The 20,723-nt window shown below is 61.4% G+C and carries 18 protein-coding genes; 11 read left to right on the top strand and 7 right to left on the bottom strand.

Annotated features, from left to right (window positions below):
- Window positions 1-7: 7 nt before the first annotated feature.
- The 5 genes from ACQ4W7_RS02095 (at window position 8) to ACQ4W7_RS02075 (ending at window position 6,403) form a co-directional block, all read left to right on the top strand.
- Window positions 8-703, top strand: a complete 696-nt coding sequence (locus ACQ4W7_RS02095) for an EAL domain-containing protein (protein ID WP_436528290.1) — start codon at window positions 8-10, stop codon at window positions 701-703.
- A gap of 225 nt (window positions 704-928) precedes the next feature.
- Complete coding sequence (locus ACQ4W7_RS02090; RefSeq protein ID WP_436528072.1) at window positions 929-3,604, top strand: TonB-dependent receptor; 2,676 nt, start codon at window positions 929-931, stop codon at window positions 3,602-3,604.
- 169 nt (window positions 3,605-3,773) lie between these two features.
- Window positions 3,774-4,058 (top strand): hypothetical protein, encoded by a 285-nt coding sequence (locus tag ACQ4W7_RS02085; RefSeq protein ID WP_426071754.1) that lies wholly within the window; start codon window positions 3,774-3,776, stop codon window positions 4,056-4,058.
- Window positions 4,059-4,103: 45 nt separating this feature from the next.
- On the top strand, window positions 4,104-5,000 hold the full coding sequence (locus tag ACQ4W7_RS02080; protein ID WP_436528070.1) for a MurR/RpiR family transcriptional regulator: 897 nt from the start codon (window positions 4,104-4,106) through the stop codon (window positions 4,998-5,000).
- A gap of 80 nt (window positions 5,001-5,080) precedes the next feature.
- Window positions 5,081-6,403 carry an aspartate aminotransferase family protein gene (locus ACQ4W7_RS02075; RefSeq protein ID WP_436528068.1) on the top strand — a complete coding sequence of 441 codons (1,323 nt, stop codon included), beginning with the start codon at window positions 5,081-5,083 and terminating at the stop codon, window positions 6,401-6,403.
- Here the strand turns inward: ACQ4W7_RS02075 and ACQ4W7_RS02070 are convergent.
- A complete protein-coding gene (locus ACQ4W7_RS02070; protein WP_426071751.1) occupies window positions 6,400-6,663 on the bottom strand; it encodes a PAAR domain-containing protein in 264 nt (87 codons plus the stop codon). The genes ACQ4W7_RS02075 and ACQ4W7_RS02070 overlap by 4 nt on opposite strands.
- Before the next feature lie 312 nt (window positions 6,664-6,975).
- On the opposite strand from ACQ4W7_RS02070, the gene ACQ4W7_RS02065 reads away from it, so the two are divergent.
- The 4 genes from ACQ4W7_RS02065 (at window position 6,976) to ACQ4W7_RS02050 (ending at window position 13,750) form a co-directional block, all read left to right on the top strand.
- Window positions 6,976-9,216 (top strand): protein kinase domain-containing protein, encoded by a 2,241-nt coding sequence (locus ACQ4W7_RS02065; protein ID WP_436528066.1) that lies wholly within the window; start codon window positions 6,976-6,978, stop codon window positions 9,214-9,216.
- Window positions 9,213-9,770 (top strand): hypothetical protein, encoded by a 558-nt coding sequence (locus ACQ4W7_RS02060; protein ID WP_436528064.1) that lies wholly within the window; start codon window positions 9,213-9,215, stop codon window positions 9,768-9,770. Before ACQ4W7_RS02065 ends, ACQ4W7_RS02060 begins: the two co-directional genes overlap by 4 nt.
- Before the next feature lie 249 nt (window positions 9,771-10,019).
- The gene (gene mutS / locus ACQ4W7_RS02055) at window positions 10,020-12,710 is read left to right on the top strand and encodes a DNA mismatch repair protein MutS (RefSeq protein ID WP_436528062.1); all 2,691 of its coding nucleotides are present in this window, start codon (window positions 10,020-10,022) and stop codon (window positions 12,708-12,710) included.
- Window positions 12,707-13,750 carry a hypothetical protein gene (locus ACQ4W7_RS02050; RefSeq protein WP_436528060.1) on the top strand — a complete coding sequence of 348 codons (1,044 nt, stop codon included), beginning with the start codon at window positions 12,707-12,709 and terminating at the stop codon, window positions 13,748-13,750. Before mutS ends, ACQ4W7_RS02050 begins: the two co-directional genes overlap by 4 nt.
- Before the next feature lie 192 nt (window positions 13,751-13,942).
- Here the strand turns inward: ACQ4W7_RS02050 and ACQ4W7_RS02045 are convergent, their stop codons facing one another.
- The gene (locus tag ACQ4W7_RS02045; RefSeq protein WP_426071739.1) at window positions 13,943-14,494 is read right to left on the bottom strand and encodes an FKBP-type peptidyl-prolyl cis-trans isomerase; all 552 of its coding nucleotides are present in this window, start codon (window positions 14,492-14,494) and stop codon (window positions 13,943-13,945) included.
- Between the two features lie 93 nt (window positions 14,495-14,587).
- On the opposite strand from ACQ4W7_RS02045, the gene ACQ4W7_RS02040 reads away from it, so the two are divergent.
- Both ACQ4W7_RS02040 and ACQ4W7_RS02035 read left to right on the top strand, forming a co-directional pair.
- Complete coding sequence (locus ACQ4W7_RS02040) at window positions 14,588-15,709, top strand: JmjC domain-containing protein (RefSeq protein ID WP_436528058.1); 1,122 nt, start codon at window positions 14,588-14,590, stop codon at window positions 15,707-15,709.
- Between the two features lie 353 nt (window positions 15,710-16,062).
- Entirely contained in the window at window positions 16,063-16,317 is a 255-nt protein-coding gene (locus tag ACQ4W7_RS02035) for a flagellar basal body L-ring protein FlgH (protein ID WP_131687525.1), read from the top strand.
- A gap of 169 nt (window positions 16,318-16,486) precedes the next feature.
- Here the strand turns inward: ACQ4W7_RS02035 and bamC are convergent, their stop codons facing one another.
- The 5 genes from bamC to ACQ4W7_RS02010 form a co-directional block, all read right to left on the bottom strand.
- On the bottom strand, window positions 16,487-17,680 hold the full coding sequence (gene bamC / locus ACQ4W7_RS02030; RefSeq protein ID WP_426071737.1) for an NlpB/DapX family lipoprotein: 1,194 nt from the start codon (window positions 17,678-17,680) through the stop codon (window positions 16,487-16,489).
- Window positions 17,681-17,760: 80 nt separating this feature from the next.
- On the bottom strand, window positions 17,761-18,639 hold the full coding sequence (gene dapA, locus ACQ4W7_RS02025; RefSeq protein ID WP_436528055.1) for a 4-hydroxy-tetrahydrodipicolinate synthase: 879 nt from the start codon (window positions 18,637-18,639) through the stop codon (window positions 17,761-17,763).
- 84 nt (window positions 18,640-18,723) lie between these two features.
- On the bottom strand, window positions 18,724-19,296 hold the full coding sequence (locus tag ACQ4W7_RS02020; RefSeq protein WP_426071735.1) for a class I SAM-dependent methyltransferase: 573 nt from the start codon (window positions 19,294-19,296) through the stop codon (window positions 18,724-18,726).
- 42 nt (window positions 19,297-19,338) lie between these two features.
- A complete protein-coding gene (locus ACQ4W7_RS02015; protein WP_436528053.1) occupies window positions 19,339-20,016 on the bottom strand; it encodes a site-2 protease family protein in 678 nt (225 codons plus the stop codon).
- Window positions 20,017-20,099: 83 nt separating this feature from the next.
- Entirely contained in the window at window positions 20,100-20,723 is a 624-nt protein-coding gene (locus ACQ4W7_RS02010) for an L-threonylcarbamoyladenylate synthase (protein ID WP_426071733.1), read from the bottom strand.

Below are 20,723 nucleotides of genomic sequence, written 5' to 3'. Positions count from 1 at the left end.
CACGCCGATGCGGCCATGTACCAGGCCAAGAGCGGCGGGCGCGACCGTGCGCGCATGTTCACGCCGCAGATGCAGGAGCAGCAATTGCAGCAGCTGCACTTGGAAAGCGATCTGCGCCACGCCATCGAGCGGCAGGAACTGGTGCTGTCGCCAACAGCTGGCCTGGCGCGAAGCCGGCAAAGGCGACATCGCCGTGTCGATCAACCTGTCGGCCATCCAGCTGAAAAGCGGCGGCCTGGTGGCCACCTTGCGCGAAGTGCTGCGCGAGTTTCCCGTCACGCCAGGACAGATCGAATTCGAACTGACCGAATCGATCCTGATGGACAATGTGGACGACACCATCGCCACCCTGCGTGCCATCAAGGTACTGGGTTTTGCCCTGTCGATCGACGATTTCGGCACCGGCTATTCGAGCCTGAACTACCTGTGCCGCTTCCCGCTCGACAAGCTGGAAATCGACATGAGCTTCGTGCAGGATATCCACGGTTCACCGCAAAACCTGGCGGTGACGAAAACCATCATCGGCCTTGGCCATACCCTCGGCTTGACGGTCACCGCCGAGGGCGTGGAAAGCGCGGCCGATGCCGACGTGCTGCGCCATGCCGGCTGCGATGAATTGCAAGGCTACTATTTTGCCCGGCCCATGCCGCAGGCGCACTTCATGGCCTGGCTGGCGCAAAGCGCCGCGCCTTACGCCGCCTGACACCTCCTGTGGAGCGCCCGCAACGTGGGCGCCGGATTCGACAACGCGTGGTGCGCCGCCAAGGCGCATGAATGCTGCAGGGATACCGGAATTGGTATTGACATCGCAAAAGAAGTCATTTGTGGGGCAAAGTCATTCCCTCTACCATGTTTCTTGAGCAAGTTTCAGCTCTGGCGGCGACTGCCGCAGCGTTCTCAACATAACTAAAATACAGGTGGAGACAAGATGAACCAATGGATGGCAACAGGCACCCGCACGCCCAAGCAAAACACACGACTGACCTTGAAGGCCACGGTGGCCGCGCTGGCCGGCGCGGGCTTGCTGAGCAGCGCTTCCGTCTGGGCGCAACAGGCGCCCGCCGTGGAGACACCGGTGGCAGAAACTGCACCGGCAGCACCCGCGCAGGCCGCAACGCCAGCCGACAATGCCGGCATCGCCGTCGTCGCCGTCACGGGCGTGCGCAGGGCAGCGCAAAGCGCACAGACAATCAAGAAAAACAACGATCAGGTGGTCGACTCCATCGTCGCCGATGAAATCGGCAAATTCCCCGACAAGAACGTGGCCGAAATCCTCGGCCGCGTGACGGGCGTGCAGATCCGCCGCGAGAGCGGCGAAGCGGGTACCGTCATCATCCGCGGCTTGCCCGGCGTGGTGACCTTGCTCAACGGCCGCGAAATGTTTACCTCGGTGGGCCGCAGCCTGTACCTGGCCGACATTCCGACGGCCATGCTGCAGCGCGTGGACGTGTACAAATCGCAGGGAGCCGACATGGTCGAAGGCGGCACGGCCGGCGTGATCGACGTGCGCACCAACCGCCCGTTCGACTTCAAGGGCTACACGGCATCGGGCAACGTGCGCGCCGAGCACCGCGACAAATCCGGCTCGACGGACCCGAACGTCAGCGGCATGCTCTCGAACCGCTGGAAAACCCCGTACGGCGAATTCGGCGCCCTGCTCGGCCTGTCCTACCAGCGCGGCAGATACTATGACGAGACGATCTGGAACGCCGAACCCGTCAAGCGCCCGGAGGCGGGCAACATCACGGGTCCCGATTCCGTCGGCATGATCCCGACCGTGGGCGACCGCAAGCGCTACGCGGCAAATGCCGCCTTCCAGTGGCGCCCGAACTCGCAGGTGGAAGTGTATGCGGAAGGCATGTCGACCCTGATCAAGCATGCGTTCGACAGCCAGTTCTTCGTCGGTTCGCTGCCCTGGGGCCAGAACCCGGACATCACCCTGATCCCCGGCACCAGTCAGGCAGCCACGGTGGGCAAGATCAATGGTCAGCAGTCGCCATTCACGCTTGGCTCGACCCAGGCGCGGCGCGACCGCTCGATCGGCTCGCAAGGCGCCATCGGCGCGCGCTGGGATATCACGCCGCAGTTGCGCGCCACCACCGAACTGGCGCGCACGGTCAGCAACTTCGAGCGCGAATTCCCCATCCTCGACTTCCTCGCCCATCCGACCAGCATCATCGGCAGCACGAACGTCAACGGCGGCGCGCAAATCAGCTACCCCGGTTACAACATGACCGATCCGAAGAACTACACCCTGCTCGGCTTCTACGATAACCACAGCCACGACGAAGGCAGCTCGACCGACTGGCGCGCCGATGCCACGTACGACATGAACAGCACGGGCTTCTTCCGCGAATTTTCGGGCGGCGTGCGCATGGCCAAGCGCAAGGCCGAATCGATCCGCGAAAAGAATGGCCAGGGCGGCCTGACGTCGACCATGCACGCCGATGCCCTGCCCGGCCTGGCCTGCACTTCGCACCAGAACACAGGCAACTTCGGCCTGCAAAGCTGGCTCACGCCATGCCGCGACTTCATGCTCAATAACACGGGCGTGCTGCGCCAGCTGTATACGGGCAGCAGCGAACGCAGCCCGGACGATCCGATGAGCCATTACAAGGATGTGGAAAAAACCAATGCCGTCTACGGCAAGACGCGCATCGGCTTTGAACTGGCGCAAGTACCAATCGACGGCACCTTGGGCGTGCGCGTGGTACAGACCAAGCAGGACTTGCAAGGCAACTCTTCGCAAAACGGCATCGTCACACCGGTGCGCGTAAAGACTTCAGATACGGACGTGCTGCCCAGCATGACCTTGAAAGCCATGCTGCGCCAGGACCTGATCGCCCGCATGACCGCCGGCAAGGCCGTGCAGCGCCCCAACTTCGCCGACTTCAACCCGGGCGTGAGCCTGGGCCAGAGCCTGGAGATGGTGCGCCCGACGGGAAGCGGCGGCAATCCAGACCTCAAACCCGTGGAAGGCAAGAACCTCGACGTGGCGCTGGAATGGTATTTCGCGCAAACGGGCTCCGTCACGGCCACCGTGTTCCGCCACAACTTCAAGAATTACATTTTGTCCGGTTCGGCCAAGGAAACCTATGGCGGCATCGTGTATGACATCACGCGTCCGCGCAACACCTCGAAGGGCCACCTGCAAGGCCTGGAAATGGCTTACCAGCAGTTCTACGACAAGCTGCCGGGCTGGATGAGCGGCCTGGGCTTGCAAGCCAACGCCACCTACATGACGGGAGAGCTGGAAGAATTGAATGGCAGCGTGCATCCGTTCACGGGCATGTCGAAGTGGTCGGCCAATATCGTCGGCCTGTACGAACAGGGAGCGTGGTCGGCGCGCCTGGCCTACAGCTGGCGCGACAAATATGTCGATGACTACAACTACCGCGGCAAGGGCATGCACCTGACCGTGGCACCCACCAAGACCCTGGACGCGTCGGTATCGTACAAGCTCACCCCGCACACCACGGTGACCCTGGACGCCAACAACCTGCTCGATTCGACCTACCGCGACTACCACGACACGCCGGATTATGTGCGTGATGTGCGGCGCTATGACAAGGTTGTAGGTATCTCAGTCCGCTGGAGCTACTAGCCAGTCCCCCACCCTTTCTTCCTTGCGAGGGTTTTCAGCGCCAGCCGGCAACGGTTGGCGTTTTTTTTCTCTATGGAATCTATCCGACAGTGGAGTGATCTGACGCAAGGTGGCGCCGCCGGGGCGCTTTTATGCTGGCAGCTTGACTAGCGAACCCGGCGGGGACAGCATGCGCGATGCACGACACGTCGATGCACAGTTATTTCAACCCGACATCCCGGTGCGGCTCGACATGCGCACGGCGGCGCTGGTCGAGCATGCGCTGGCCCTGCAGGAAATGGCCGGCACGGGCGCCGCCGCGCTGTTCCTGCATTGCCACGACGTGCCGCTGCCCACCGCCTTGCGCGTGCTGACGACGGGACCACGCCGCACACCGGCCGGGCCGCACCTGTTTGCCCGCCTGCGTCCGCGCACGGCTGCGCTGGCGTCAGGCTTGCCGCTACCGGCGCGCTGACGAATCCTGTACCATCGCCGCAACCTATTCATTTGAGGCACGGCGATGCAGGCAGCGACACCCCACGACCCCTATGCTGCACTGATGGCCCTGATCAAGGCGCGTCATGCGGAACTGAGTCCGCAATTCCAGGCCGGCGCCCGCTACCTGGCCGATCATCCGGACGAGGTGGCCGTGTCATCCATGCGCAGCATCGCCGCGCGCGCGCAGGTGCAGTCGGCCGCCCTGGTGCGCCTGGCGCAGCAACTGGGCTTTGCCGGCTGGCCGGAACTCAAAGCCATCTTCGTCGAACGCATGCGCGTGGGACCGGCCGGCTATGCGGCAAAGGCCGGTGCGCTGGCCGGCAAAGAGGGCAAAGAGCGCGACCTGGTCAGCGAAGTATTCGCGCAGCAGCAACACAACCTTACCGCCACGGAAAGCGCCAACCATGCCGCCCTGGATGCGGCCGCCAGCCTGCTACAGGCGGCGCCCCGCGTGCACGTGGCCGGCTTTCGCGCCGCCCACCCCATCGCCTACACCTTGCACTACCTGTACCGCCTGCTGCGCTCCAGCGTGCAACTGCTGAGCGGCCAGGGCGGCACGCTGGAAATGGACTTGCGTGCCCTGCAAGCGGACGAAGCCGTCGTCGTTGTCAGCTTCGCGCCGTATTCCAGCGAAGCGCTGATGGTGGCGCAGACGGCGCGCCGGGCCGGCTGCAAGGTCGTCACCATCAGCGACAGCGCCATGTCGCCGCTGGCCCTGCAGGCTGACGCCAGCATCGTCATCGCCGTCGACAGCCCCTCGTTCTTCCCTTCCATCGTGGCCGGCGTCGCCGCCGTGGAAAGCCTGGTGGAATTGCTGGTGGCGCGCGCCGGGCCTGATGCTGTACACGCCATCGGCGCGGCGGAAAATCAGTTGCGGGCGCTGGGCGCCTACGCAAAAACATCGAATGATGTAAATTAAAAATAAATACATCATACGTTGTAATGCAGTGCACAGCATTCTATAATCGGCCATCCCCATGCCGATAAGAACGCGATGCCATGAGCCATGTCTTCCACCGCAGCCTGACCGCCAGTTATCCCGTCGCCGCTAGCGGCGATGGCCCTTACCTGATCGATGCCAATGGCAAGCGCTACCTGGATGCCTGCGGCGGCGCGGCAGTCTCGTGCCTCGGCCATGCGGATGCGGCCGTGATCGCCGCAGTGCAGCGGCAAATTGCCACGCTGGCGTACGCGCATAGCTCTTTTTTCACCACCGAACCGATGGAGCAGCTGGCCGATTTCCTCGTCGCCAGGGCACCAAACGGTATCGACAGCGTGTATTTCGTCTCGGGCGGCTCGGAAGCGGTGGAAAGCGCCCTCAAGCTGGCACGCCAGTATTTCGTCGAACGGGGCCAGCCGCAGCGCCGCCACATCATCGCCCGCCGCCAAAGCTACCACGGCAACACCCTGGGCGCGCTGGCCACGGGCGGCAACGCCTGGCGCCGCCAGCAGTTCGAGCCGCTGCTGATCGGCGTCACCCACGTGTCTCCCTGCTATGCTTACCGCGACCAGCCGGCCTATGAAACGGACGGCGATTACGTGGCGCGCCTGGGCCAGGAACTGGAAGACAATATCGCCGCACTGGGCGCGGACAACGTCATGGCCTTCATCGCTGAACCCGTCGTCGGCGCCACGGCCGGCGCCCTGCCCGCCGTCACCGGCTACTTCCAGCGCATGCGCGACATCTGCCAGCGCCACGGCATCCTCCTGATCCTCGACGAAGTCATGTGCGGCATGGGCCGCACAGGCAGCCTGTTCGCCTGCGAGCAGGAAACCATCACTGCCGACCTGATCTGCATCGCCAAGGGCCTGGGCGCCGGCTACCAGCCCATCGGCGCCGTGATGGTATCCAAAGACATCCGCGACACCCTCCGCGCCGGCACGGGCTTCTTCCAGCACGGCCACACGTACATTGGCCACGCCACCGCCTGCGCCGCAGCCCTGGCCGTGCAACAGCAGATCGAGGAACGCGATTTGCTGGCCAATGCGCGCGCCATGGGTGGCTTGCTGCAAGAGCGGCTGCATGCGCGTTTCGACAGCCATGCGCAGGTGGGCGACATCCGTGGCCGCGGCCTGTTCCTGGGGCTGGAACTGGTGCAGGACCGCGCCAGTAAGCAGCCGTTCGATCCGGCCCGCCGCTTGCACGCGCGCATCAAGGAGCACGCCATGCAAAACGGACTGATGTGCTACCCCATGGGCGGCACCATCGACGGCTTGCACGGCGACCACATCCTGCTGGCGCCGCCCTACATTATCGACGCCAGCCACGTCGATGAAATCGTCGACAAGCTGGGCAGGGCCATCGACGCCAGCGTGCGCTAAGTGCGCCCGCTGTTACCCACGGTGGAGATCAGGCTGGCGCCGCAGCTGGTCTTGTGCCCGTCAAACGCCACGGGCACACCATCGATCAGCACCTGCGGATCACCCTCGGCGATCACGCAGCGCACGTGGCCTTTTATCGGGCAAACGCAAGGATCGCCCTTGCGCGCCACGGCCACGCCCAGCACCGTACTGTTCGGCGCCGCGCCCACCACCTTGCCGCCGTGACTGGTGGGGTCGTTCAAACGGATCACGCCACGCATCATGCCTCCCTGTCCTTGTCCAGCGCATCACTGCGGCACGTGTCCATGCAGTGAAGCTCCCACAGACATTATCAGGCGTTACCCGCCAGTCATCATTGCGCTCGAACACATTGACGACATGCCCTCTGCCGTAGCACCCATAGCCATCAGGCTGCAACTTTTGTTCACTCCTTGCCAATATTAATTGACTTATTCGAAACAATCGTTTTAAATCAGGAAGTTACTCAAAATCAATCATCTTGGGCATTCAAACATCGCATTCACCCTCTCGATGCTTGACGTCCACGCTGATGCACTCTGAAGCCAAGGTATATGGAACTGCTCGACTCCCTGCGTCAGACCCCGTCGCAAGACGACACTATCAGCGGGCACTACGAAGTGCGCCGCTTGCTGGGCGAAGGTGGTTTCGGCCATGTATTCGAAGCCTGGGATTCCAAGCTGTGCCGTAGTGTGGCGCTGAAGCGTTTGAAACCGCAAGCCGACGTGCTGCATCCCGAAAAACTCATCAATGAAGCGCGTCTGGCCGCCTCGCTGCGCCATGCAGCCTTCGTGCGCATCTTCGCCATCGAGGGCCAGGGCACGGGCCAGTCCATCGTCATGGAATTGGTCGAAGGCCAGACGCTGGGCCAGTTCATGCACAGCGGCAAGGCTGATCTGCAGGCGGCACTCGACATCGCCTACCAGATCGCCGACGCCATGGAAGAGGCGCACGCCATGGACCTCGTGCATGGCGACTTGAAACCGTCGAACCTCATGCTGGAAGCGGATGGCAAGGTGCGCATCCTCGACTTCGGCCTGGCCCGCCACATCGATCCGCAAGCGACGCAAACGACCACCCTGTGCGACTTGCAGGGCACCATCGCCTACATGGCGCCCGAACGCCTGATGGGCCGCCTGCCCGACACGCGCGGCGACGTCTACGCGCTGGGCGCCATGCTGTACGAAATGCTGGCCGGCCAGCGCCACTTCGCCCACCTGAACGGCCTGGCCCTGGCCGCCGCCCACATGCAGGCGACGGAACCGTGGCCCTACCTGCCGGAAACGGTGCCGCCCGCCATCAACGCCCTCGTGCGCGCGATGACGGCGCACGACCCGGCCGAACGGCCACGCACCATGCGCGATGTGCGCGAGGCGATGGGGGCGCAGCGCGGGGAAGCTGTCACCGTGGCTGCCCCCCTTGCCGACGAGACGCCGGCGAAGGAAGAACCGCCCGCCAGCGTCTCCATCCGCCTGCCCCTGCCCCGCCAGCGCACGCTGAAATGGGGCGCAGGCGTGGCGCTGCTGGCGGTACTGGCGGGATGGCAGCTGCCCAATATCATTCCTGCCGTCAAATCGTTCGTCACGGGCGAGAAAGCACCGGCGCGGTATTCAGAAATGGCCAGCATGGCGGCGGGGATGGAAGCGTTGCGCATGCTCGATCAAGATAGCAGTAAGACACTGGCCATTGAGCATTTCAGCACCATCCTTAAACACAATCCAGAGCATGCTGCTGCAAATGCTGGCCTTTCGCTGGCTTTCACGTTGCGCTATTTAGGTAGCAACCGTGACGAAACTTGGCTGCAACGTGCGGACGTTGCCGCAAAACAAGCATTGGTAACCGACGATCAGCTGGCTATTGCTCATGTGGCACAGGCCTGGGTTCTGGAGTACCAAGGCAAACGCCCGCAAGCGATGCAGGAAATCACGGCAGCCTTGAACCTTGAACCAAACAATCTGCTGGGCATGTATGGTAAGGCGCGCCTCCTCATCCATGCACAAAAATTTGACCTGGCTCAGGAAGTGCTTGGCAAGGCCATCACGCTATATCCCAGTGATCGCCCTTTCATTTCAATACTGGGCAAGCTGCACTACAACCTAGGTAATTACACGGAAGCTGAAAAGCTCTTCCGGACAGCCATACTGATGGACCCGCATGTGGCCAATTCCTATGCCCAACTCAGCGGTACACTTGACCGTCTGAATCGCAGTGACGAAGCCCTGCAGGTGCTACAGCAAGGATTACAAGTGCATCCTGACTGGGAACTGTATACCAATCTTGGCAACGCCCTGTTTAATCGGGGCGACTATCTGGGAGCAGTGCAGGCATTTAAAAGTGCCGTCTCAGAAACTAAAGGCAGTCCCGGCAACTACCTGCTATGGGCGAACCTGGCGGATGCCCAACGGTGGGTACCCGGACAGATTGAGTTGTCACGCGACTCTTATCGGCGCGCAATTACGCTGATTCAAGTGATGCTACGCCACTCGCCAAACGACCCAAAAATAAATTCGCGGCTGGCACTATATTCAGCCTATGTGGGCTCGCAAGACGATGCGCTGAAGCACGTAGTACAAGCTGTCCAGCTTGCTCCCACATTGCCAGACACCCATTTCAGGGCCGCACTGACCTATGAACTGATAGGCAAGCGCAATGAAGCGATGGCGGCATTGAAACAAGCCATAGAACATGGCTATCCCCTCAACCTGATCGAATCCGCTCCCGATCTGTTGACACTACGGCGAGATGCTCGCTATCAGAAATTACTTATTAATATGGAAAGAAATCAGAAAACATGACGTACGAAAAACCCTGGATGAAGTTGTCCGTGCACTTTGATGCAGACCAGATTACCAACCAGCTCGACTATGCGTTTACTTCCTGCGACGGCAGCGCTGACCCGCGCCATGGTCCCTATATGGGCGGTGTGCATTTCCAGCAAGGCCAGCACGTCTACCTGGAAGTCAATTGCTGTGGCACCAAAGAAAGTGGCTTTACGTCCTTTCAAGTCGTCAATTGCTGCCTCATCAGCGTACCCCAGCTGACCCAAATCGGCCCCGACGTACCCACCCGCTATTCGCTGCCGTCGCCCTTCCTGCAAGCCGCTGGCGCCACCTATCAACTGCCCCTGGATTTCGAGTCCCATGTCTTACCACCAGACCCTGCCCTACCGGATCTGCGCCGCATCCGCCAGGATTGGAAACACAGCCTTGACGTGGGTCAAAGCAAGGGCCGCTGGGAACTCTCGTTCGTACTGACCGTGCGCATCATTCGAGGCGAGCAAGACTTGCCGGAACTGCGCGTCTTCAGTTTTGATCCGGAAGCATCGATAGGTGGCCACACCGATACGTAATCCGTACAGCGACCGACAGACACTTTTCGCCCGACCACTAGTGCTACCGGATATCCAAGCCGCGCCGACCTCCGCCAGCGCGGCTTTTTCACATCCGCACGCAATACGCCGCCCCGCCTGCCGAAAGCGGTAAAATGACGGCCTTGGACCCAAGCTCCGCCCCCCTGGCGCGGTCTTGAATGCACACAGCACCACCCACAGCCCGTCAGGCACGTCTTTCCCTGCCGCCGGACCAACGACAAAGAACACATGACCACCGTCCCAAAAGAAATCAACGCCGCTGCGGCAAAGAAAAATTCGGCTGAAAAGCTTACTCCGATGATGCAGCAATATTTAGGCATCAAGGAAAACCATCCGACGATGTTGGTCTTCTACCGCATGGGCGATTTCTACGAGCTGTTTTTCGAGGATGCGGAAAAAGCCTCGCGCCTGCTGGGCATTACCCTGACGGCGCGCGGCGTGGCCAGTGGCAATCCCATCAAAATGTGCGGCGTGCCGTTTCACTCGCTCGATGGCTATCTGGCCAAGCTGGTCAAGCTGGGCGAGTCGGTGGCCATTTGCGAACAGATCGGCGACCCGGCCACCAGCAAGGGTCCCGTCGAGCGCAAGGTCATGCGCGTCGTCACGCCCGGCACCTTGACGGATGCGGACTTGCTGCCCGAGAAGGCCGAGCGCCCGCTGCTGGCCATGTGCAGCATCACGCAGCGCAAGACGGTCACCACGGGCCTGGCCTGGCTGTCGCTGGCCAGCGGAGCGCTTAAACTGATGGAGTTTTCCGGCGACAGCAGCACCGTGGCGGCGCGATTGCAGCAAGAACTGGAGCGCATCGTGCCGGCCGAAATCCTGAGCGGCGACAATGGCAAGCTGTTCGACGACTATGCGGGCACGCATATCAACCGCGTGCCGGACTGGCATTTCGACGTGGTCGGCGGCCACAAGGCCCTGCTCGATCAACTGAAAGTGGCGACACTCACCGGCTTTGGCGCCGATGGCCTCGGCGCCGCGTTCGGCGCGGCCGGCGCGCTGCTGCGCTATGCACAGTCGACGCAGGGACGCGGCTTGCAGCACGTGCGCTCCTTGACGACGGAAACGGAAAGCGAATTCATCGGCCTGGACGCGGCCACGCGGCGCAACCTGGAGTTGACGGAAACCATCCGCGGCCAGGAATCGCCCACGCTGTTCTCGCTGCTGGATCATTGCCGCACGGCCATGGGTTCGCGCATGCTGCGCCATTGGCTGCACCATGCGCGGCGCGACCAGAACGTGGCGCGCGCGCGCCATGAAGCCATCGCCGCGCTGGCGCAAAGCGAAGCGGCGGGGCCATTGGCCGCCACCTTGGCGCAAGTGCCCGATATCGAACGCATCACCACGCGCATCGCGCTGCTGTCGGCGCGTCCGCGCGACCTGGCAGCCCTGCGCGACGGTTTATTGCAACTGCCGGCCCTGCGCGGCGACGTGGTGCGCTGTTATGGTCCTGGCCAGGGCGGAGAAACAGGTTTGCTGGCCGCCATCCACGCGGCCCTGGCGACACCGACCGCATGCCTGGACTTGCTGGTGCGTGCCGTGGCGCAGGAACCGGCCGCCATGGTGCGCGACGGCGGCGTCTTCGCCACCGGTTTCGATGCCGAACTCGATGAACTGCGCGCCCTGTCGGAGAATGCGGGCCAGTTCCTGCTCGACCTGGAAACGCGCGAACGGGCGCGCACGGGCATCGCCAACCTGCGCGTCGAATACAACAAGGTGCACGGCTTCTATATTGAAGTCACGCACGGCCAGACGGACAAGGTGCCGGACGACTACCGCCGCCGCCAAACTCTGAAAAACGCCGAGCGCTACATCACGCCGGAACTCAAAGTGTTCGAAGACAAGGCCCTGTCGGCGCAAGACAAGGCCCTGGTGCGAGAAAAGCTGCTGTACGACCTGCTGCTGGCCGAGCTGGCGCCGCACATCGGCACCTTGCAAACCATTTCGCAAGGCCTGGCCCAGCTCGACACCCTGAACGCGCTGACGGAACATGCGCAGCAGCACAACTGGGCCGCGCCGCAACTGGTCGACGAGCCGTGCATCAACATCGTCGAAGGCCGCCACCCGGTGGTGGAAAAGCAGATCGAACGCTTCATCGCCAACGATTGCCGCTTCGTCAACGAGCGCCGCCTGCTGTTGATTACTGGCCCGAACATGGGCGGTAAATCGACCTTCATGCGCCAGGTGGCCCTGATCACCCTGCTGGCCTACGTGGGCAGTTACGTGCCGGCCGCTTCCGCCACCATCGGTCCCATCGACCGCATCTTCACGCGCATCGGCGCCACCGACGACTTGGCGGGCGGACGCTCGACCTTCATGGTGGAAATGACGGAATCGGCGGCGATCCTGAACGGCGCCACCGAGCATTCGCTGGTGTTGATGGATGAAGTGGGCCGCGGCACCTCGACCTTCGACGGCCTGGCCCTGGCATGGGCCATCGCGCGCCATTTGATCGACAGCAGCCGTAGTTTTACCTTGTTTGCCACGCATTACTTTGAGCTGACGCAACTGCCGGACAGTCACCCGAGCGCCGCCAACGTGCATTTGTCGGCCGTCGAACACAAGGACAGCATCGTCTTCCTGCACGCCGTGCAGGCCGGTCCCGCCTCGCAAAGCTACGGCTTGCAGGTGGCGCAACTGGCCGGCGTGCCGCAGCCGGTGATCAAGGCCGCGCGCAAGCACCTGGCGCGCCTGGAAGCGCAAGCGCTCGACGCCACGCCGCAGCGCGACCTGTTCGCGCTGCCCTCCGCCGATCCGTATGCGCAAGAGGAAGAAGAGGAAGCGGCACCGCTGGCCGCGCTGAATGCGGCGCAGCAAGCCTTGCTCGACGCGATCGCCGACCTCGATCCCGATGCGCTCACGCCGCGCGACGCGCTGGAACAGCTGTATCAGTTGAAACGGCTGGCCGCCGCATGACCACGCGGCGCAGCATCGCTAGCCTGCGCCTGCTGGCCGCCGGCTTGCTGGCCGCCAGCCTGCAGTGGCAAGCGGCGCTGGCCGCCCCGGGCGACCAGGCCGGCTTCGAGTTTGCCGTGCTGGGCCATTCCTTCAACGCGGGGCCGGACGACGGCCCCCTGAAAAAAGCCATCGCGGACACCAGCGCCTTCAATGCCTCGTTCGTAGTGGCAACCGGCATCAAGGCTGCCAGCGAGTCCTGCAGCGACAAGCTGTACAGCCAACGCAAGGACCTGCTGGACGCCAGCGGGCCGCCGCTGATCGTCTCGCTGTCGGCCAGCGACTGGGCCAACTGCCGCAATTCGCGCGGCAGGGTCAACGCCATCGAACGCCTGAACCGCTTGCGCGACGTGTATTTCGCCGACGACCAGAGCCTGGGCCAGCGCAAGCTGACCCTGTCGAGACTGTCATCGACGGCGAAATTCCGCAGCTATGCGGAAAATGCCCACTGGGAATACGGCGGCGTGCTGTTCGCCACCATCAACCTGCCCGCGAATAACAACCATTTCCTGCCAGAAGCGGGACGCAACAGCGAATTCGAAGACCGCCTGGTCGCCAACCGCTCCTGGCTGCAACGCCTGTTTGCCATGGCGCAGCGCAAGCAACTCGACGGCATCGTGCTGTTTTCCGATGGCGACGTGGGCGTGCTCGATGAAGACGACAATTCGCTGCTGCCCAGCTTTAGTTCGAAACAGGATGGCTTTGCCGGACCGCGCAAGCAGATCCGCACCCTGTCGAAGAAATTCAGCGGCAAGGTCTTATTGGTCGATACGCAGCGCGATGGCGACGTGGACGGCAAGGAAGGCAAGAGTAGAAAGGCCGCAGCCAGAGCAGGCGGGCCGAAAATCAGCTGGAAAGGCAACCTTGGCCACGTCAGCATCGACAGCGACTGGTCCGCCATCGCCGTACGGCCAGGCAAGACGCCATTCTTTGAGGTGCGTCAACGGGCCGTCAGGCCATCGGCGCAAGCGCGCGCCAAGGCGTCGACTGTGCGCCGATAAACGTGCACAGCAATAAATAAAGGCCGGCGCAAAGCCAGCCTTTATCTAACAGACAACAGACGTCACGACGCCTGACAAAACCATAGCGAGCGGCAGTGATTTGTGGCCGAGAAGCGCAACCGTACTCCAGTACGGTGAGCATCGCCGGCCGCAAAGCGCGCCGCGCAGCAGGTTTGGTCAGGCGTCTCCAGATTAGTGGATAGGATGAGTGCGGAAGTGGTCGCCCTCTTCGCCGTCGCCTTCATCATCTTCATCGCCATGGTCATGGCCGTGTGCGCCATGCACGTGGCCATGGGCAATTTCTTCGTCGGTGGCTACACGTACGTCAGCGACGGTCAGCGAGAAGCGCAGCGCGATGCCGGCCAGTGGATGGTTGCCGTCCAGCACGACTTTGTCGTCGGCGATATCGGTCACCGTGAAGATCATCGCTTCTTCGTCCGGCGAATCGCTTTCCGGCATGCCTTCGAACTGCATGCCCACTTCCAGCGGCTCAGGCAGGCGATTGCGCGGCTCGACCTTCACCAGGGCTGGATCGTATTCACCGAAAGCATCATCCGGTTCGATCTGGATCGTGTTGGAATAGCCAACTTCCTTGCCATCGAGCTCTTCTTCGATCTTCGGCAGGGTGTTTTCATAATCGCCGTGCAGGTAGACCATCGGCTGACGGCCGTCTTCGATCAGATTGTCTTGCGCGTCTGACAGTTTGTAGTTGACAGTCACGACCGTATTTTTGGCAATCTTCATTATGTTTCCTTTCATTGTATAAGCAGGCAAATTATACCTTCACGCCGCCAACGGCAGGCGCATTCCTGCATTTCCGGTTGTTATAATGGGCGCATGAAAAAATTAACTCTCCTCGGCGATATCACGCCGGCGCAATTCCTGCGCGACTACTGGCATAAAAAACCCTTGTTGATCCGTCAAGCCGTACCTGGCTTCAAGGCGCTGTTCGATATCAAGGCCCTGACCGAGCTGGCTGCCCTGGACCACGTCGAATCGCGCCTGGTGAGCCATGCGGATGGACACTGGAACATGCAGCAAGGCCCGCTGACCAGCCTGCCATCGTTGAAACAGAAAGAATGGACCTTGCTGGTGCAGGGCGCCAATCTGCACAGCGCCAAGGCCGACGCCCTGCTGCGCCAGTTCCGTTTCCTGCCGGACGCACGCCTGGACGACCTGATGGTCAGCTTCGCCACCGATGGCGGCGGCGTGGGCCCGCATTTCGATTCCTACGACGTGTTCCTGCTGCAAGGCCAGGGCAAACGCCACTGGCGCATCGGCGCGCAGAAGGACCTGAGCCTGATCGACGGCTTGCCGCTGAAAATCCTCAGCAACTTCACGCCCAACGAAGAATTCACGCTGGAACCGGGCGACATGCTGTACCTGCCGCCCCACTACGCACACGACGGCGTGGCCATCGGCGACTGCCAGACGTATTCGATCGGCTTCCGCTCACCCACGTTCCAGGAACTGGGCGAAGCTTTCCTGCAATTCATGGCCGACTCGATCGACTTACCGGGCATCTACAGCGATCCCGACTTGAAAGCGTCGGACAAACCGGCGGAAATCCCCCGCGAAATGCTCAGCATCATCACGGAAGAAATAAACAAGGTGCGCTTCACGGAAGAAGACGTGACCATCTTCCTGGGCGAACACCTGTCGGAACCGAAACACAATGTGTTTTTCACGCCGCTGTCCAAGCCGTTGACGGTGGGCCGCTTCGCGGACGCCGCACAAAAAAAGGGCGTTGTGTTGTCGCGCAAGACGCTGATGCTGTATCGTGGCAAGAATGTCTTCATCAATGGTGAATCGTTTGCCATTGGCAAGGCCGACAAAGCGGCCCTGGAAATCCTGGCCAACGAACGCGCCCTCAATGGCGCCGCCGTGGCCCAGGCTTCCGATGACGTGATGGATGCGTTATATACCTGGTATCAGGTTGGCTGGATCGAACTGGCCTGAATGATCGTGGCGTAGCAAAGTGGTATTACAGTAGATGAAATGACAGCATCTGCGTTAGCGCAATGAAACATATTATTTTTATATCGCTTTGTCGCGCTTTCGCAAATCGCTTACACTTGCTTGCAATTTGCTTCGGCAAATATTGCGATATCACAAAATAGTTGCGAATTTGCCTCTTGCTCCTATTGCGACGCACCAAAAATCGCTATAATATTCGGTTAGGAAGTTTCCGTTGTCTGGCAGGCACCACCTGGTACGAAAAGCCTTCGAAGACGACCTAACGAGCGATAATTACCGGTAATTATTCATCGCAACAATATTGATTTATTTTTTGAAATAATTAAGGAAAACAAATGAAAAAATCCCTGCTGATCGCCTCCCTGATGGTTGTTGCTCTGGCTGCTTGCAGCAAAAAAGAAGAAGCTCCTGCACCAGCACCAGTAGTTGAAACCCCAGCACCAGCACCAGTAGTTGAAGCTGCTCCAGCTGCTGCTGCTGACGCTGCTGCTTCGGCCGCTACCGACGCTGCTGCTGCTGCTACGGCTGCCGCTTCGGCCGCTACCGACGCTGCTTCGGCTGCTTCGGCTGCTGCATCGGCTGCTAAGTAATTTAGCACCCCGCAGGAAAGAAAGCCGGCCCTCGGGCCGGCTTTTTTGTGTCCGCAGTTTTATGCGCCGGATAAAACGCTGGTAATCGGCAATAAAAAAGCTGGCACGGTTTCCCGGGCCAGCTTTTTTAATGTGCGGCAGGCTCTGATGCCTGCCGCGAATGTACTACTTATTTCAGCTGATCGTTCAGCAAGCCCAGGATCTTCTCGGCCACTGGCGAGGTATCGGGTTTGCCTTCGTTGCTGAGGATGCTGACCAGGCTGGTCGCGCCATTGCCAGCCTTGACCAGGACGCGGTAGCGCTGCGCTTCCTTGTCCTTGTCGGACGACGAGCCCCAGCTGAACAGTTTCGAGAAGAAACCATCTTTCTTCACAGCATCCGGATCGACGTAACGTACGAAATACGTGCCTTGCGTACGGTCGCGGTCTTCCACAGTGAAGCCGACGCGGTCCAGCGCCAGGCCGACACGGCGCCAGGCGCGGTCGAAGCCTTCATCGACTTCGATGCCGCGCGCCGGCGTGGCGGCGTCGCCCACCAGTTTGGCGTGCAGCGGCTGCACGATGGCGCCGTCGACGGCCGTCTTCGCTTGCGCTTCGTCGCTGGCCGCGCCCAGGCGCGTCATCAGCTTGGCCAGAAATTGTGCTTCCAGGCCCGGATCATTCGGCCGCGCGGTCCAGGTGGTGGTTTCCTTGTCGCGGCCCGTAACGACCTCTTCCACGCCACGGTGGCTGATGTAGATCTCGGTCGAACCATCGGCCAGGCGCTCCACGCGGGTGCGGAACTTGTCTTTTTCACCTGTCGAGTACATCGAATCGAAGGCCTTGCCTATGGTGTTGCGGATAAAGTCTTGCGGCAACTTGGCGCGGTTTTCATTCCACTCGGTTTCCATGATGCCAGCCGTGGGCTGGTCGATGGCGACGGTAAAGCCGGAATCTTCCCAGAACTGCTTGAGTTGCGGCCACAGCACTTCAGGCGACTGCTTGACGACCAGCCAGCGCTGGTTGCCCGCGCGCTCGACCTTCACGCCACCGGCCGTGACTGGCACGACGCCCACCACGCCGTCGGCGCCCACGATGACGGGCGTGCCGGCCGTGGCGTTGCGCTGCGCGTTATAGCCGGAAGCCGTGGCCACGCCGTTTTTCGAATCCGGCAGGGAGTAGCGGTTGTCCTGCTGCAATTGCGTCAGGTCAGGCGGCACGTCCAGGGTGCCGGCTTTCTTGACCGACTTGTAGTCGACCTTGTCGCCGCCGACTACCGAACTGATCATGCCGCAGCCCGCGAGGCTGGCTGCGATGGCGCCGATGACGATGCCGCGGACGGCGATGGTGGCAGGCGCCGATTGGTTTTTCTTGCAATTAGTCATGTCGTAACTGGATAAGAAGCTAAGTAGCAGCTGGAATCAGGGAAGGTCCGGACTGGTCAAGTCCGGTTTGAAGTTCGGCCTTAAGACAGGATGCCGGCGTCGCGCAAGGCATCGCGCACGATAGCATGGCAATTTTCAGCCAGTGGCACCAATGGCAAACGTATGCCGGCCGGCATCAGGCCCATTTCGGCCAGCGCCCATTTGACGGGCACCGGATTGGGCTCGACAAACAATTTCTGGTGCAGAGGAAAAACTTTGTTATTGATGGCGATCGCCTTGGCACGCTCGCCCGCCATGGCCGCAACGCACAGTTCGTGCATGGCGCGCGGCGCCACGTTGGCCGTCACGGAGATATTGCCGTGGCCGCCGCAAAACATCAGCGCCATGGCCGTCGGATCATCGCCCGAGTACACGGCGAAGTCGGCCGGCACGAGGCGCAGCAAGTCGATGCCGCGGCCGATATTGCCGGTCGCATCTTTCACGCCGACGATATTCGGGATGGCGGACAGGCGCACGATGGTCTCGTTGCCCATGTCGGCAACCGTGCGGCCAGGCACGTTATACAGGATGACAGGAATATCGACGGCTTCGGCGATGGCCTTGAAGTGCTGGTACATGCCTTCCTGGGTAGGACGGTTGTAGTACGGCACCACTTGCAGGACAGCATCGGCGCCCGCTTCTTTTGCATAGCGCGTCAGTTTGATGGCCTCGGCCGTGGAGTTGCCTCCGGCGCCGGCGATGATAGGAATGCGTCCCTTGGCATGTTCGACGGTCAACCGGATCAGCTCGCAGTGTTCTTCTACGCTGACTGTTGCCGATTCGCCCGTCGTGCCAACGATGACGATGCCGTCCGTACCCTCGGCGATATGCCAGTCGATCAGCTTGCGCAGACCTGGAAAGTCCAGACTGCCGTCTGCGTGCATCGGGGTGACGATTGCTACAATGCTGCCCTTGATCATAGTAAGTTTATAGCGCCGATAAATAAAACAACGATTGTAGCGGATAGCCCGCGCCTGTGGTGCATTCTGACATAGTATGGCCGCTCAAAACGTCGGCAGCAGGGCCGCCAACCGTGGAAAATCCGGGCGGACGGCACAAATTCGTTGCACCAGAGCAGCTTTTGGCTGTTCCACGCGTCCATCTTCGTACGCTACCACACGCAAGCCGTGCTGCACCGCCCAGCTCAGCATTTCGCCTTCCTTCAGCAGGAATTTCGGATTCGACGGCTTGCCAAACTGCTCATTACCTTCGGCAAACGTTTCGTACAGCAGCACGCCATCGGGCGCCAGGCTAGCCACCATGGCTTCCAGCAGGGGCCGGTGCAGATAATTGGTGACGACGATGCCGGCAAAGCGCCCGGGGGCGAACGGCCACACGGCGCCCGGCGCTTCCAGGTCCACCAGCGAGGTAGTGATGCCCGTGCCGGCCGCCTTTTCCAGCATTTCCGGATCATGGTCGAGCGCGATGACGGGGTGGCCCAGACTCACCAGGTGGCGCGCATGGCGCCCGGCGCCGCAGGCCAGGTCCAGCACTTCGCCGCCCGGGATCAGGGGCGCCCAGCGACGTACCCAAGCGGAAATCGCTTCAGTTTCTATAGTTGGTTCAATTACTTGCATCGGTATTTCCATCAATTATTTGCGACCATCCAGTTGCGGGCATCAAGTCAATAGTGCCGTCAGGGGCGTGACCATGGCGACAAAAATGCCAATCACAAATTCGATCGCCGCCAGCAAGGCGCGGTTCAATATGCCCGTGTACATCAGCAGCACCAGGGCGCCGAACACATACAGGCTGTAGCGCTCGATGCTGGCGTAAGGACGCGCCAGCTGCATCGGCAGCAAGCCAGTCATGATGCGCCCGCCATCGAGGGGCGGCACGGGAATCAGGTTAAAGACAAACATGGCCGCATTCACGCTGACGCCGGCACCGGCCATCTTGCGGAAAAACATGGCCATTTCCGTCGGCGGCATGATGCTAAGGACGACAAAGGCGATCATCCAGCCCAAGCCCATGACGAAATTCGCGCCGGGACCGGCAAATGCCACCCACGCCATCTGCTTCTTCGGATTGCGCAGACGGCTGAAGTCGACGGGCACCGGCTTGGCATAGCCAAACGGTACCTGGATCGTGAAATACAGTATCAAGGGCAGCAGTATCGTGCCGAAAGGATCGATATGCCGGATGGGATTGAGGCTCAACCTGCCCTCGTTCGAGGCCGTAGGGTCGCCGAAATAGCGCGCCGCGTAGCCGTGCGCCGCCTCATGCAGGGAAATGGCAAACAGCACCGGCACCAGGTACACCGCAACGGTCTGGACTATCGTATTGAAATCGCTCATGACCGAGATTCTACCAGAGGCGTACTGGAGCCTTTCTTATGTTGCCATTAAAGATAGGTAAATCCAGCGCCCTGCGCCAGCCACTACAAGCCCAGCGCAGCCGGGTCGCCGCGTCCCACGCGCACCACTTCCGGCTCCGCACCCGTCAGGTCGATCACGGTGCTGGGGCCATGCGCGCAGACGCCGCCATCGATGATCAGGTCGACCAGCTTTTCCAGGCGCTCGCGGATCGTGTCGGCATCCGTCAGGCTGTCTTCGTCGCCGGGCAGGGTCAGGGTGGCACCCAGCAGTGGCTGGCCCAGCTCGTCCAGCAGGCTTTGCACGATGCGGTGCTGCGGCACGCGCAGGCCGATGGTCTTGCGCGAAGGATGACTGAGGCGGCGCGGTACTTCCTTGGTCGCTTCCAGGATGAAGGTGTAAGCGCCCGGCGTGGCCGCCTTGAGCAGGCGGAACTGGCGGTTGTCGACGCGGGCATATACACCCAGCTCGCTCAAGTCGCGGCACAGCAAGGTCAGGTGATGCTTTTCATCCACGCCACGGATGCGGCGCAGGCGCTCGACGGCGCCTTTGTCGTCGAGCTGACACACCAGTGCGTAGCAGGAATCCGTGGGCAAGGCCACGACGCCGCCGGACTGGATGATTTGTGCCGCCTGCTTGATCAGGCGCAATTGCGGATTCTCAGGGTGAATATGAAAAAATTGACTCAT

This window comes from Janthinobacterium algoris, assembly GCF_051380935.1.
Lineage (GTDB): Bacteria > Pseudomonadota > Gammaproteobacteria > Burkholderiales > Burkholderiaceae_D > Janthinobacterium.
The sequence above is the reverse complement of the archived record's forward strand: the minus strand, read 5'-3'. Positions and strand labels throughout refer to the sequence as shown.

What these genes read in the sequence shown, in the direction of transcription:
- ACQ4W7_RS02095 (WP_436528290.1), top strand. Translation starts at nt 8, where the DNA reads ATGCGGCCATGTACCAGGCCAAGAGCGGCGGGCGCGACCGTGCGCGCA.
- ACQ4W7_RS02090 (WP_436528072.1), top strand. Translation starts at nt 929, where the DNA reads ATGAACCAATGGATGGCAACAGGCACCCGCACGCCCAAGCAAAACACA.
- ACQ4W7_RS02085 (WP_426071754.1), top strand. Translation starts at nt 3,774, where the DNA reads ATGCGCGATGCACGACACGTCGATGCACAGTTATTTCAACCCGACATC.
- ACQ4W7_RS02080 (WP_436528070.1), top strand. Translation starts at nt 4,104, where the DNA reads ATGCAGGCAGCGACACCCCACGACCCCTATGCTGCACTGATGGCCCTG.
- ACQ4W7_RS02075 (WP_436528068.1), top strand. Translation starts at nt 5,081, where the DNA reads ATGAGCCATGTCTTCCACCGCAGCCTGACCGCCAGTTATCCCGTCGCC.
- ACQ4W7_RS02070 (WP_426071751.1), bottom strand. Translation starts at nt 6,663, where the DNA reads ATGCGTGGCGTGATCCGTTTGAACGACCCCACCAGTCACGGCGGCAAG.
- ACQ4W7_RS02065 (WP_436528066.1), top strand. Translation starts at nt 6,976, where the DNA reads ATGGAACTGCTCGACTCCCTGCGTCAGACCCCGTCGCAAGACGACACT.
- ACQ4W7_RS02060 (WP_436528064.1), top strand. Translation starts at nt 9,213, where the DNA reads ATGACGTACGAAAAACCCTGGATGAAGTTGTCCGTGCACTTTGATGCA.
- mutS (WP_436528062.1), top strand. Translation starts at nt 10,020, where the DNA reads ATGACCACCGTCCCAAAAGAAATCAACGCCGCTGCGGCAAAGAAAAAT.
- ACQ4W7_RS02050 (WP_436528060.1), top strand. Translation starts at nt 12,707, where the DNA reads ATGACCACGCGGCGCAGCATCGCTAGCCTGCGCCTGCTGGCCGCCGGC.
- ACQ4W7_RS02045 (WP_426071739.1), bottom strand. Translation starts at nt 14,494, where the DNA reads ATGAAGATTGCCAAAAATACGGTCGTGACTGTCAACTACAAACTGTCA.
- ACQ4W7_RS02040 (WP_436528058.1), top strand. Translation starts at nt 14,588, where the DNA reads ATGAAAAAATTAACTCTCCTCGGCGATATCACGCCGGCGCAATTCCTG.
- ACQ4W7_RS02035 (WP_131687525.1), top strand. Translation starts at nt 16,063, where the DNA reads ATGAAAAAATCCCTGCTGATCGCCTCCCTGATGGTTGTTGCTCTGGCT.
- bamC (WP_426071737.1), bottom strand. Translation starts at nt 17,680, where the DNA reads ATGACTAATTGCAAGAAAAACCAATCGGCGCCTGCCACCATCGCCGTC.
- dapA (WP_436528055.1), bottom strand. Translation starts at nt 18,639, where the DNA reads ATGATCAAGGGCAGCATTGTAGCAATCGTCACCCCGATGCACGCAGAC.
- ACQ4W7_RS02020 (WP_426071735.1), bottom strand. Translation starts at nt 19,296, where the DNA reads ATGCAAGTAATTGAACCAACTATAGAAACTGAAGCGATTTCCGCTTGG.
- ACQ4W7_RS02015 (WP_436528053.1), bottom strand. Translation starts at nt 20,016, where the DNA reads ATGAGCGATTTCAATACGATAGTCCAGACCGTTGCGGTGTACCTGGTG.
- ACQ4W7_RS02010 (WP_426071733.1), bottom strand. Translation starts at nt 20,723, where the DNA reads ATGAGTCAATTTTTTCATATTCACCCTGAGAATCCGCAATTGCGCCTG.